This is a genomic window from Marinomonas aquimarina (assembly GCF_900089755.1).
Lineage (GTDB): Bacteria > Pseudomonadota > Gammaproteobacteria > Pseudomonadales > Marinomonadaceae > Marinomonas > Marinomonas aquimarina.
Map to the genome: position 1 here is coordinate 1 of NZ_FLOC01000020.1, position 13,292 is coordinate 13,292.

At 48.3% G+C, this 13,292-nt stretch carries 10 protein-coding genes; all 10 read right to left on the reverse strand.

Going from position 1 to position 13,292, the window contains the following annotated elements:
- Positions 1-513 precede the first annotated feature (513 nt).
- Positions 514-1,461 carry an acetyl-CoA carboxylase carboxyl transferase subunit alpha gene (gene accA, locus MAQ5080_RS14960; RefSeq protein WP_067212322.1) on the reverse strand — a complete coding sequence of 316 codons (948 nt, stop codon included), beginning with the start codon at positions 1,459-1,461 and terminating at the stop codon, positions 514-516.
- Positions 1,462-1,573: 112 nt separating this feature from the next.
- Complete coding sequence (dnaE, locus tag MAQ5080_RS14965) at positions 1,574-5,044, reverse strand: DNA polymerase III subunit alpha (RefSeq protein WP_067212319.1); 3,471 nt, start codon at positions 5,042-5,044, stop codon at positions 1,574-1,576.
- Positions 5,045-5,048: 4 nt separating this feature from the next.
- On the reverse strand, positions 5,049-5,657 hold the full coding sequence (rnhB, locus tag MAQ5080_RS14970; protein ID WP_067212316.1) for a ribonuclease HII: 609 nt from the start codon (positions 5,655-5,657) through the stop codon (positions 5,049-5,051).
- Positions 5,650-6,786: a lipid-A-disaccharide synthase gene (lpxB, locus tag MAQ5080_RS14975; protein WP_067212313.1), complete on the reverse strand. Its 1,137-nt coding sequence runs from the start codon at positions 6,784-6,786 to the stop codon at positions 5,650-5,652. The genes rnhB and lpxB overlap by 8 nt, the downstream gene beginning before the upstream one ends.
- 65 nt (positions 6,787-6,851) lie before the next feature.
- The gene (gene lpxA / locus MAQ5080_RS14980) at positions 6,852-7,628 is read right to left on the reverse strand and encodes an acyl-ACP--UDP-N-acetylglucosamine O-acyltransferase (RefSeq protein ID WP_197464638.1); all 777 of its coding nucleotides are present in this window, start codon (positions 7,626-7,628) and stop codon (positions 6,852-6,854) included.
- On the reverse strand, positions 7,629-8,066 hold the full coding sequence (fabZ, locus tag MAQ5080_RS14985) for a 3-hydroxyacyl-ACP dehydratase FabZ (RefSeq protein ID WP_067212309.1): 438 nt from the start codon (positions 8,064-8,066) through the stop codon (positions 7,629-7,631).
- Between the two features lie 7 nt (positions 8,067-8,073).
- Positions 8,074-9,108, reverse strand: coding sequence for a UDP-3-O-(3-hydroxymyristoyl)glucosamine N-acyltransferase (lpxD, locus tag MAQ5080_RS14990; protein ID WP_067212307.1), 1,035 nt, complete (start codon positions 9,106-9,108; stop codon positions 8,074-8,076).
- Positions 9,109-9,111: 3 nt separating this feature from the next.
- Positions 9,112-9,606: an OmpH/Skp family outer membrane protein gene (locus MAQ5080_RS14995; protein WP_067212306.1), complete on the reverse strand. Its 495-nt coding sequence runs from the start codon at positions 9,604-9,606 to the stop codon at positions 9,112-9,114.
- 18 nt (positions 9,607-9,624) lie between these two features.
- Positions 9,625-11,964: an outer membrane protein assembly factor BamA gene (gene bamA / locus MAQ5080_RS15000; protein ID WP_067212304.1), complete on the reverse strand. Its 2,340-nt coding sequence runs from the start codon at positions 11,962-11,964 to the stop codon at positions 9,625-9,627.
- Positions 11,945-13,291: an RIP metalloprotease RseP gene (gene rseP, locus MAQ5080_RS15005; protein WP_067212302.1), complete on the reverse strand. Its 1,347-nt coding sequence runs from the start codon at positions 13,289-13,291 to the stop codon at positions 11,945-11,947. The genes bamA and rseP overlap by 20 nt, the downstream gene beginning before the upstream one ends.
- Between the last annotated feature and the right edge of the window lies 1 nt (position 13,292).

Sequence of the window (13,292 nt, forward strand, 5' to 3'; positions counted from 1 at the left end):
AAGCTTGCTCAAACTCATGAATCACGTCTGACTTTAACTATATTCTTCAACCCTAAGATTAAAGAACGTAAAGCGAATTGACATGGTCACTTGCTTAAGACTTCAAAGTTTTTGAGAAGTCTCCAGCAAGCGCCCACACAAATTATCTGATTATCTATTTTAAAGAGCGTGACACTGTTTGCTGTGATAGCAATATAGGTCATGGCGACCTGCCGTGTCAGTGGGTGAGTATAATACGCATCAGAATTTTCAACGCAAGCACTTTTTGCATTAATTTTAGAAAAGTGGCATTTATCGCTCAAAAAGCCTATCGCTCGTATTTAAAAGCTGCTTCAGTGAAGCTTGTCGTACTTCCCTCCTACAAAGGGGAGGGAACATGATATATCGCAGTACTGCAAATCTGAGCTCCTCCCCCTTACCAAGAGGAAGGCTGGGAGGGGGTATAAAAACAAAAAAAGCCCGCTACTTAAACTAAGCAGCGGGCTTTTAGAGATCTTATCTTACGACGGCTAATTATAGGCCGTAAGACATTAGACGGTTGTAGCGACGTTCTAGTAGCTCGTCTGTCGTCAACGCTTCTAGACGATCCAGAGCAGCCAACACATTTTCTTTGTAACGTTCAGCCATTAAAGAGTGACTGGTGTGTGCACCACCAAGCGGCTCTTCGATGATGTTATCAACAAAGCCAAGCTCTTGTAGGCGGTCGGCGGTGATACCCATGGCTTTCGCTGCATCAGAAGCACGTTCCGCACTCTTCCAAAGGATCGATGCACAACCTTCTGGAGAAATTACTGAGTAAGTGCCGTATTGCAACATCATTAGCTCATCACACACACCGATAGCGAGTGCACCACCAGAACCACCCTCACCAATTACGGTTGAGATGATTGGTGTTTTTAGACGAGACATAACCGCTAAGTTGTAAGCGATCGCTTCACTTTGGCCTCGCTCTTCCGCACCGATACCAGGGTAGGCTCCAGGTGTGTCGATTAGTGTCACGATTGGCATATTGAATCGTTCAGCGGTTTCCATTAAGCGTAACGCTTTACGGTAGCCTTCTGGACGCGGCATACCAAAGTTACGCATCACTTTCTCTTTAACTTCACGGCCTTTTTGGTGACCAATGACCATCACTGGACGACCATCAAGACGCGCTACACCACCGACAATCGCACGGTCGTCTGCGTAATGACGGTCGCCGTGCATTTCTTCAAAATCAGTGAAGACATGTTTAATGTAGTCCAGTGTGTAAGGGCGCTTAGGGTGACGTGCCAACTGAGATACTTCCCACGCACCTAGATTGCTGAATAGGCTTTGCGTTAGAGTGATCTTTTTATCTTCTAGTCGGCTGATCTCTTCACTGATGTTCAGATCATTATCATTACCAACAAGACGTAACTCTTCAATTTTTTGTTCGAGCTCAGCAATTGGCTGCTCAAAAGGTAAGTAATCTAGATTCATTTTTTACACGCTGCTATTTAGTTGCCTAATATTCTACAGAAAGTTCTAGCTTCGAACATCCTATCGCGCCGTTCCGTTGACGATACGCGAGTGAAAGAATGATAAAATGGCGCTAAGTATACACTAACTGCACCTTTTGTTTACCGTATTGTTTTTCAAGTTCGTGAATTAATTCGTCATCGGGGCGAATTTTCCACTGCGGTCCCAATTTGACATCACCAATGGCTTGGTTTGTTTCAAAACCGATCACCACATCACAGCCATCGCCGCGGTATGGGGCAATAAAGCCTGCTAAGGCGTCAATGTTCTGTTGTGTGACCTCTTCCTCAAGCCAGTCGATGCGCAGGGCTTCCACATAACGAATGCGCGCCGTGGCCATATCTAATACGTTTCGCGCCGCTACCTTTTGACCACCGCGGAACTCATCAATACTGATTTCACCCTCGACCACCACCACCTGATCTTTGACCAAGTATTGTTTCACACTCTCGAAAGTATCTGGGAATACCGCCACTTCGATTCGTGCCGAGCGATCGTCCAAGGTAACAAAGGCAATATTACCGCCACGCTTACTCTTAGTAATACGCATCTCAACGATCAACCCCGCCATCACTTGGGTGTCACGTTTCGGCTGCAAATCAACAATGCGCTGACGCGCAAAACGGCGAATTTCTTTTTCGTAGTCGTCGATCGGGTGACCCGTTACATACAGGCCTAAGGTATCTTTTTCCCCATCCAAACGCTTACGGCCATGCCACTCAGGCTCAATCCCAATTTCATCGTAGGCATTTTCAGTGGATTCCTCCACCGCAATACCAAACAAATCCATCATCCCCGCATCTTGGTTCTTGGCATTTTGATCGGCACGTTTTAACGCTTCATCGATGCTGGCAAACAAGGTCGCTCGGTTAGGCCCGATGGTATCAAACGCACCCGAGCGCACCAATGCTTCCATCACACGTTTATTGACCTTACGACCAACACGCTCACAGAAGTCAAAGATATGCTTAAACGGACCCTCTTTACGGGCTTCAACAATGGCTTCGATAGGACCTTCCCCTACCCCTTTGATCGCTCCAAGTCCGTATACAATGGCGCCTTTCAGATTCACGGCGAACTTGTACACCGACTCGTTCACGTTCGGCAGGTCGACCACCAAATTCATGGCGCGACACTCTTCCACGAAGATAACGATCTTATCCGTGTTCTGCATATCGGCAGACAATACCGCCGCCATAAATGGCGCTGGATAGTGGTGCTTCAACCATGCAGTTTGGTAGGACACCAAGGCATAGGCTGCCGAGTGGGATTTGTTAAAGCCGTAACCCGCGAACTTCTCCATCAGGTCGAAGATGTTACCAGCCAGGTCTTTATCGATGTTGTTCTTCGCTGCACCTTCCATAAAGATTAAGCGCTGCTCTTGCATAACCTCAGGCTTTTTCTTGCCCATGGCACGACGTAGCAAGTCGGCGCCACCTAAGGAGAATTTCGCCAATACCTGAGCGATCTGCATTACCTGCTCTTGGTACAAGATGATGCCGTAGGTCGGCTCCAACACAGGGATCAAGTCTTCGTGCTGGTAATCTGGGTGCGGGAAAGCCAGTTCAGCACGACCGTGCTTACGGTTAATAAAGTCATCCACCATGCCCGAACCAAGCGGACCAGGACGGTAAAGTGCTACCAAGGCGATGATGTCCTCAAAGCGTGATGGCAACAGCTTCTTGATCAACTCTTTCATACCACGGGATTCCAGCTGGAACACCGCAGTGGTTTCGGCACGCTGCAATAAGTCGTAGGTGGCTTTGTCCTCCAAATCAATCAAAGCGATGTCTAACGGCTCTTTGCCTTCACGGGCGTGCAGATCATTAATGGTTTTCAGCGCCCAGTCGACCACCGTTAGGGTTTTTAAACCCAAGAAGTCAAACTTCACTAGGCCTGCTTCTTCCACATCGTTCTTATCGTATTGGGTCACGAGGCCGGTGCCGTCTTCTTCACAGTACAATGGTGCAAAGTCGGTCAATTTCGTCGGTGCAATCACCACACCACCGGCGTGCTTACCGAAGTTACGAACCGTTCCCTCTAAAGAGAACGCCATTTCCATAATTTCAGCAGCAGCCTCGTCCCCTTCAATGAATTCCACTAAGGCTGGCTCGACTTCCAGTGCTTTTTTCAGTGTCATGCCAATTTCAAACGGAATCAGCTTAGACAACTTATCTCCAAGACTGTAAGACTTGCCTTGGACACGAGCCACGTCTCGCACAACCGCTTTGGCGGCCATCTGACCAAAGGTAATGATCTGAGATACCGCATTACGGCCATAACGCTGAGCGACGTAATCGATTACTCGGTCACGGTTATCCATGCAGAAGTCGATATCAAAGTCGGGCATGGAGACACGTTCTGGGTTCAAGAAACGTTCGAACAGCAAGTCGTATTCAAGTGGATCAAGGTCGGTAATTTTGAGTGCGTAAGCCACCAATGAACCGGCACCGGAGCCCCGCCCAGGGCCGACCGGAATATCGTTATCTTTGGACCACTGAATAAAGTCCATTACGATCAGGAAGTAACCAGGGAATCCCATCTGATTGATGATATCGAGCTCAAAATTCAGACGATCAATGTACTCTTGACGACGCGCCTCAATACGTTCGCCATATTTTTTCACCAAGAGATCAAATCGCTCTTCCAGACCTTCATGGGAAATCTGGCGAAAATAGTCTTCCATGGTCATGCCTTCTGGCACAGGGAAGTCTGGTAAGAAATATGTACCTAGCAGGACATCGACATTACAACGCTTAGCAATCTCAACCGTATTTTCAATCGCTTCAGGTAGGTCCGAGAACAACTCTTCCATTTCTTCGGAAGACTTAAAATATTGCTCTTCGCTATATTTGTGTTCACGACGCGGGTCTTCTAGTGTGACGCCATCGTAGATACACACGCGTGCTTCATGCGCCTCAAAGTCCCCACGGTTAATAAAACGTACATCGTTAGTCGCGACCACCGGACAGTCAAACTCGGCCGCTAACGGCACCATCGCATGAATGTAATCTTCTTCGCCTGGACGCAGAGTACGCACGACTTCAGCGTAATAGCGATCGGGGAACGTATCCATCCAACGCTGTAAGTAATCACGCGCCTCCGCATCATGCCCTTTCGCCAGCAATACCCCTACATCGCCATTGACGCCACCAGACAGTGCAATCACATCTTCATTATGCTGCGCGACCCACTCTCGCTTGATAATAGGGCGGCCTTCTACTTGACCTAGTTGGTAGCCTTTGGAGATCACTTCAATGATGTTCTTGTAGCCTTTATTCGACATGGCCAACAAGGTCATGCGCGTGCGCTGCTCCAATAAGCCCTCTGCCTCCAAGATGATGTCGGCGCCACAGATAGGCTTAATACCTTTGTCCATGGCCCCTGTGTAGAAGCGAACGAAACCGCACAGGTTGTTCTCATCGGACATGGCCACGGCAGGCATTTGCATTTTATCTGCCTGCGCCACCAACCCTTTGACTTTTACCAAGCCATCAACCAGAGAAAACTCGGTGTGCACTCTAAGGTGAATAAAGGACGACATGGGCTTAACCTTCTAAGATTCGTTTTACTGGGCCAAAGCTACGGCGATGAATATCACATACACCATGCTCTTGAATCGCTGCCAAATGGACGGCGGTTGGATAACCTTTATGCTTTGCAAAACCGTACTCTGGATATTGGGCATCCAGCGCTACAATTTCACGATCTCGGGTCACTTTTGCCAAGATGGACGCGGCCGCAATCGCCGCATGACGCGCATCCCCTTTTACGACCGCTTCCGCCGGGCAAGGCAGCTCCTTGGGCACACGATTGCCATCAATCAAAGCATGTTCCGCTGCCGTTGGCAGCGCATCAATGGCACGCTTCATGGCCAGCATGCTGGCATGAAGGATATTGATTTCATCGATTTCCGCCACTGAGGCGCGCGCGATACTAAACGCTAACGCTTTTGCTTGGATCTCGTCAAACAAAGCTTCACGCTTTTTCTCTGACAGCTTCTTCGAGTCATTCAATCCCACTATCGGATGGTTTGGGTCGAGAATCACCGCGGCAGCTACCACATCACCCGCCAGAGGGCCGCGGCCAGCTTCATCTGCTCCCGCCACTAATACTCCGCTGTATTGCTGACTGACAAACGGCTCTAAATCAGCCATTACGAATCTCCTGAGCAATCGCACGTGCCGCCGCTTCACCGGCATTTTTACGTAGCATTTCGTGCAGATCTAAGAACGTCTTTTGTCTCTCTTTATCTTGTTCGTAATCGCGCCACTCACTTACCAAGGCATTCGCCAGTTTCACTGGAGTCGCCTCATCTTGAAGCAGCTCTGGGACCAAGCGTTTTTGCGCCAACAGGTTAGGCAGCGACACATACGGTACCTTGATCATGCGTTTCATAATGGCAAAGGTCAGCTTAGTAAAACGATACGCGACCACCATGGGGCGTTTCACCAACATCGCTTCCAATGCCGCGGTACCAGACGCCAACAAAATGGCTTCACCAGCCGCCATCACATCACGCGATTTCCCGTCGACAACCGTCGCTGAAACACCAATGTCACGCAGAATGGCTTCGATTTGCAGGCGACGCTCAGCATTGGCCGCCGGAATGACAAACTTTGCGGTTGTCACTTGCTGCTGAATGACTTTCATGGTCTCAGCAAACACTGGCATCAAGCGACTGACTTCACCGCCACGGGAACCTGGCAAAATGGCAAACCAGTCCTCATTTAGAGACAAGCCTAAACGCTCACGAGCAGCGGACTTATCACTGCTAAGCGGCACTTCATCGGCCAAGGTATGACCAACGCATACCGCAGGCACTTCATGCTCCTGATAGATTTCCAGCTCAAATGGAAACAGGGTGAGCATTAAATCAACAGATTGCTTGATTTTAAAAATACGTTTTTGACGCCATGCCCAAACTGAGGGGCTTACATAATGGATGGTCTTCAGACCTTTCTGGCGAAGTTTACGCGCCAAAGGCAAGTTAAAATCTGGCGAGTCGATACCAATAAAGGCCGTGACTTCATGCTCAAGACAGTGGTTCATCATCGCCTTTCGAATGCCCAGCAGCTCACGTAAACGGCCCAGTACCTCAACCAACCCCATGACCGACAAGCGCTCCATAGGGAACAGACTGTGAAAGCCCTTTTCAATCATCATTGGGCCACCAATGCCTTCAAAAATGGCATCAGGGAAGCGTAGCTTTAAATGCTCAATTAAGTTCGCCCCCAAGATATCACCAGAGGCTTCGCCCGCCACAATCACAAATCTTTTTTGCATAATCTACTTTTACCTTCATAAAAAAACCCCGACGAGATCGGGGTTTCTTTTGAGCCAGTCATCCGTTATCGGACAATGCCTCGATTAGACTGACGAATGGAGAGGACAAAATCAGCCACTTCTTGAATGCGGTACATGTCACTCGCTTCAATCTCACTCAAAGCCTGCTCAAGGGGCATACCTTTGATGTATACCATCTTGTAGGCAGAGCGAAGTGCTTTAATGACCTCGGCAGGCGTGCCACGTCGACGCATGCCCTCAAAATTCATACCGTGCGCCTTCGCAGGATCGCCCGACACCATAACATAGCGCGGCACGTCCTTAGTGACCATAGAGCCCATGCCACACATACTGTAAGAGTTCACTTGGCAAAATTGATGGATACCTGTGTAACCACCTAAAATAACCGAATCCCCTACCGTGACATGCCCAGCTAAGGCCGCATAGTTCGCTAAGATATTATTATCGCCAACCATACAGTCATGGCCGACGTGCGTGCTGGCCATGAACAAATTGCCATGTCCAATTTGAGTGACACCTTGATCCTGAACGGTTCCACGGTGAATGGTTGAATTCTCTCGAATGACATTTCGATCACCAATGATCAAACGTGTCGGCTCACCCTTGTATTTCTTGTCTTGGTTTACTTCACCAACGGAAGCAAACTGATAAATCTCATTGTTCTGACCAATGGTCGTATGACCATTGACCACAACATGGGACTTCAACACAGTACCAGCACCGATTTGCACGTCAGGTCCGACGATACAAAACGGGCCGATTTCAACATCACTGTCTAGTTCAGCTTTTGGATCAACTATCGCAGTTGGATGTATCAACACTTATAGCTTCCTGTCAGCACATAGAATTGTAGAAGAACAAACAAGCTCACCTTCAACCGTCGCTTTCACTTCAAATTTCCAAATACCACGACGTTCGGTCAGGATTTTGGCTTCAAGTTGAAGGCGATCACCAGGCACTACAGGGCGCTTGAAACGTGTATTATCAGCACCTACAAAGTAGTAGATTGAGCCATCTTGTGGGGTTTTGTCCATGGTTTTAAAACCAAGGATGCCTGCCGCTTGAGCCATTGCTTCGATAATCAAAACACCAGGCATTACTGGATGATCTGGGAAGTGACCGTTAAAGAACGGTTCATTTACCGTCACGTTTTTGTACGCTACAACTGATTCCCCAGGAGTCAATTCAACTACACGATCCACCAATAAGAACGGGTAGCGGTGGGGTAAGTAACGGCGAATTTCATTCACATCCATCATTTATGCATTAACCTTTTGTTAAAAGCGTTTTAACTTGTTTTTCCAATTTAGAGATTTGCGCAGCCATGTTTTCAATACGACGCAAGCGAGCGGCCGATTTGCGCCACTTTTGCGTTGAATCCAAAGCTGTTCCAGAAGAGTACGACCCTGGGCTATCGATTGAGCGAGTCACCAAGCTCATCGCCGTAATATGAACATTGTCCACTAAGGTAATATGTCCCGCTAAGCCTGCACCTCCGGCAATCGTGCAGTTTTTGCCAACCACAGTACTACCTGCGATGCCCACACAACCTGCAATCGCGCTATTATCACCGATTACGACGTTGTGAGCAATTTGTACGAGGTTATCAATTTTCACCCCATTGCCAATCACTGTGTCTTCAATCGCGCCACAGTCCACCGTCGTGTTCGCGCCGATTTCTACATCATCACCAATCAGCACACTGCCCAACTGATGAATTTTAATCCATTCACCGTTATGAGGCGCAAAACCAAAGCCATCTGCGCCAATGACAGTCCCACTGTGAACAATACAACGTGCGCCAAGTTTTACTTTCTCATAAAGCGTCACATTGGCCGCCAAACGTGTCTGTTCACCCAAAGAGACACCTTCTCCTAAGACACAACCTGGCCCCAGCTGGCAACCCGCAGCAATGCGAACATTTGCGCCAACGGTCACATTCGGACCTATGGTGACATTATCTGCCAACTCAGCACTGTCATGAATAATAGCAGAAGGGTGAATACTGTCTTGCCAACCGCATTCAGCGGCGGTAAACAGACGTGTGACTTGAGCAAAAGCAAGGTAGGGGTTGCGCACAATAATCGCGTTGCGCACCGATTCAGCGTCTTTCACGTCGCGCAACAAGACCGCCCCAGCTTCACAGCGAGACAGCTTATCGGCATATTTAGGATTCGACAGAAAACTCAGTTGGCCTGCTTCAGCGTGATCTAAAGTACCGAGTGCGGAAACACAATAATCTGGATCACCAAATAATTCGCCGCCAACGTGGGCGGCGATCTCTGAAAGGGTATACCCCATCCACTATTTCTCTTTATTCAATTTTTCGATCAGCTCTGCTGTGATATCAACAGATTCATTGGTGTAGATAGCGGCTTGACGAGAAATCACGGCGTCTAGGTTGCGCTCATCAATCAGCTCTTTCAGTGCGGCTTCACCCATAGGTGTCAGGTTCTGAATCAACTGCTGCTCCATTTGCTGAGCCTGTTGCTGCATCGCCGCCACCATCTGACGTAACTGAGCTTGTTTCTTGTTGACCTCAGCACGACGCTCCGCTAATTGGTCAGCAGACAAGGTAAGCTCATCACGCTTAAGGCTTTCGACCATATCTTTCAGAGTACGATTTTCTTGATCCAAACGTGCTTTCATTTGATCAACTTGCTGTCTCGGCGCTTGCGCAGCTTCTTGCCCAGCATCACTTTGCAGAAGCGCAGCACGGAAATCCAGTACCGCAATTTCAGATGCCATCGTATGGGCGCTTAACAAGGCGACAAACGCCATACTCAGTAGTTTTTTCATGTTCAATCCTTACCTCTGTTAGAAGGTTGTACCTAACTGAAATTGGAACACATCCGTCTCATCACCTTCTTTGTCATTCAAGGTTTTCGCAATGTTAAATGACAAAGGTGCAATCGGTGTGATCCAGGTCCAGTTGAAGCCCACACTGTAACGAATCTCGCCGGCATCAAAGCCTTCTTGACAGCTGGTACTGCCCGAGAAGCAGTAGTCAGTAAACACGTTACCCGCGTCTAAGAAGAGCGACGTTCGCACTGAGCTGTGATCTTCAACCATCGGCATCGGGAAAATGATTTCCGCTGTGGCTGCTAACAGCATGTTGCCACCGATAGAATCCGTTTCAGTATCGTCATTGTAGGTGTTACGTGGTCCTAGAGACGAAGCCCCGTAACCGCGTACAGAATACACACCGCCCGCATAGTAGTTTTCAAAGAATGGCAGACGATCAGTATCACCGTAACCAACACCATAGCCCGCACGCCCCTTCAAGTGGAAGAGCCACAGGTTATTTTCGCTTAGATTCCAATAACCTTGAGAAAGTGCACCAATCTTGGCGTAGGTTTGGTCACCTAACGGAGTGGCAACATCTAAGGTCACACGGTGACTAATACCACCCGTCGGCAAAAGACCACCGACAATGTCATTATCACTCCAAACAATGTTAGCAATCACATCGTCAAACGAGTCACCATAGGTATCCAAGTAATCCTGCGTTTCCAGCGACGGGTTCGAACCGAGATCGACGCCAGTATTCTTCAGCGTCACACCAAAGCTCAAACGCTGCGTATCGCTAATCGGGTAACCAAAGTTAACCGATGCCCCAATACGGTCCAGGTCGTAGTCTTCCACATCGTCTTCATCGTGGTCACTGACTTGATAGAACAAGCTGTAGCCGCGGCTGACACCATCGACAGTGAAGTATGGATTGTCATACGACAGGGTAAAGTCTTGCGTTTGGTTACTGCGGCTCATGTTAAAGCCAAGCTTGTTACCAGTACCCAAGAAGTTACGCTTCGAAATACCAAAGCCCAGCACCGTACCCTCTGCTTGAGAGTAACCAATACTGGCTTGAATGCTACCTGAAGGCTGCTCTTCGACCACCACATCCAAATCCACTTGGTCCACAGTACCTGGCACCGGACGTGTCTTAAGATCCACGGTTGAGAAGAAACCTAAACGCTCAATGGCACGCTTAGAAGATTGAATCTTCGAGTGCGTTGCCAAAGCCCCTTCGAATTGGGTCATCTCACGGCGTAACACTTCATCTTTGGTTTCCGAGTTACCACTGAAGTTGATGCGGCGCACATACACTTTTGGCCCGGGTGTAATATGGTAGGTCAGATCAACCTTATGGTCAGGCAACTTATTCGGAATGATGTTCACATTGGTAAACAGATAGCCACTGTCACCTAGCTCACCCGACACTGCTTCCATGATGTCTGTGGTCTGCTTACGAGAAAAAGCGTCGCCGGCTTTCTGATTGATGTGTTTCCAGATACGGTCTTCACTGATTGGCAAAGAGCCACTCAGTGAAATGTCGTTAATCGCATAGGAGTCACCTTCAACAATGTTGACGACAACGTATACTTCACGCTTGTCAGCAGACACGCTCACTTGGTTCGAAATCAGCTCGTAATCTAGGTAACCACGGTCTAAATAAAAGCTACGCAGGGTTTCTAAGTCACCTTGAATCTTCTGTTTAGAGTACTCATCAGCGGAGCTAAATGGGTTAAAATAGCCTGTTTCCGCCGACTGAAATTTGTCGGTTAGCTCTTCATCTGAAAAGTGTTTATTGCCCACAATATTAATATGGACGATCTTAGCGGTAACGCCTTCTTCAATATTAATATTAAGAGCCACACGATTACGGGGCAGGTTTTCAACGTTCATTTCAACTTGCGCACTGTAACGCCCTAACGCGTAATACTGGCGTTGTAACTCTTGTTGAATCTGATTAAGGGTTTCAGGCTTATACAGTTCGCCTTCTTCTAAGCCGGAAAGACGTAGACCACGCTGCAAATCTTCCGTCGAAATCATGTCATTGCCATTGATCTCTATTTGACCAATGGTTGGACGTTCAACGACTTTAAAGATCACCACATCGTCTTCTTCGAAAACTTCAATGTCGCTAAAATAGCCGGTTGCAAAAAGGTTATTAACCGCTTCATGCACGCGCGAGGAATCGTATCCCTGACCTTGCTGGAAACCAATGGTTTCGAACGCACGTGTGGGGGTCATCTGTAACAACCCATCAACACGAACATCCGCAACTGTCTTCGCATAACTTTGAGCACTACAAATCGCTAATACTGATGCTACAAAGACTCTCACATATACCTCTCTACAAGCGGGCAATATCATTAAATAAAGCAACGGCCATCATCGCAAACAGCAATGATGCGCCAATACGGTAGGCAAACCCTTGAACACGTTCAGAAACGGGCTTGCGACGTACAGCTTCTATCCCAAAAAACAGCAAATGCCCACCATCTAGCATGGGGATCGGCAGTAAATTCAATACACCTAGGCTCACACTCAAGTAAGCCATAAATTTTAAGAACGATTGCACACCCGAATCAGCGGATGCGCTGGCAACCTTGGCAATCGTAATGGGTCCTGACAGATTATCAAGGGAGATTAATCCCTGTAGCATTTTGCCGATCGAAGACAGCGTCAACGAGGTCATCTGCCATGTCTGTTGCACACCATAAACTGCTGCGCCGAAAAAGCCAAATTCTCGCACACGCAGATCGTCTTCAGATAGCACAGGTTTTGCCACCCCAAGGCCAGCAAAACCTGTTGTCGCGCCCTCTACTTCTCGAGCAGTCGGCGTTAGCGTTAACAACTGTGTTTGCCCATCACGCTCAATCAGCACTTGCAGTGCTGTCGCGGGGTTGCTTTGCACCCAAGTAACAAAGCTCTGCCAGCCTGAAATCGACTCTTCATTAATCTCTAGTACGGTATCGCCGATTTTAAAGCCGGCTTGCTCGGCCGCACCGCCGGGCACCACTTCAGCAACGGTTGGCACCACCATAGGGCGCCAAGGCTGTGCACCAAACTGGGTAATCAGAGTGTTGGGCTCTTGCCCTACTAACCAACGATTGAGGGTAAAGCTGCCCTCTTCTTCAATACTGCTGTCAGCCGGCAAGTAACGAACACTATAGCGCCCTGTCTGACCAATCAAGTCAGCTAACGCTAAATTTACATCTTCCCAAGAATGGGTTGGCACACCATTGACTTGGGTAATCTCCGCTCCCGCCTCAATTTGCGTCTGAGCCAAGGGCGAGTTCTGAGCGACGCCACTTATTTTGGGTGCTAGCGCTTGTAGCCCCATGCCGGCAACCAAGGCGTAAATAATGATGGCCAAAATAAAATTGGCCAAGGGACCAGCGAACACAACCGCAATTCGCTGCCAAACGTTTTTATTATCAAACGCTTGATGTTTGAGGGACTCTGGTACTTTATCTTCGCGACTATCCAGCATGCGTACGAAGCCGCCTAGTGGAATCATGGCCAATACAAATTCCGTACCTGACTTGGCCGTGTACTTATAAATCGGTTTACCAAAACCCACTGAAAAACGCAGCACCTTCACACCACATAAGCGTGCGACATAATAATGCCCAAACTCATGGAAAGTGATCAGCACCCCCAACGCGATGATGATAGATAAAGCACTTTCAAACATG

Coding starts and splice junctions, on each gene's coding strand:
- accA (WP_067212322.1), bottom strand. CDS start 1,461: ATGAATCTAGATTACTTACCTTTTGAGCAGCCAATTGCTGAGCTCGAA.
- dnaE (WP_067212319.1), bottom strand. CDS start 5,044: ATGTCGTCCTTTATTCACCTTAGAGTGCACACCGAGTTTTCTCTGGTT.
- rnhB (WP_067212316.1), bottom strand. CDS start 5,657: ATGGCTGATTTAGAGCCGTTTGTCAGTCAGCAATACAGCGGAGTATTA.
- lpxB (WP_067212313.1), bottom strand. CDS start 6,786: ATGCAAAAAAGATTTGTGATTGTGGCGGGCGAAGCCTCTGGTGATATC.
- fabZ (WP_067212309.1), bottom strand. CDS start 8,066: ATGATGGATGTGAATGAAATTCGCCGTTACTTACCCCACCGCTACCCG.
- lpxD (WP_067212307.1), bottom strand. CDS start 9,108: ATGGGGTATACCCTTTCAGAGATCGCCGCCCACGTTGGCGGCGAATTA.
- MAQ5080_RS14995 (WP_067212306.1), bottom strand. CDS start 9,606: ATGAAAAAACTACTGAGTATGGCGTTTGTCGCCTTGTTAAGCGCCCAT.
- bamA (WP_067212304.1), bottom strand. CDS start 11,964: ATGATATTGCCCGCTTGTAGAGAGGTATATGTGAGAGTCTTTGTAGCA.
- rseP (WP_067212302.1), bottom strand. CDS start 13,291: ATGTTTGAAAGTGCTTTATCTATCATCATCGCGTTGGGGGTGCTGATC.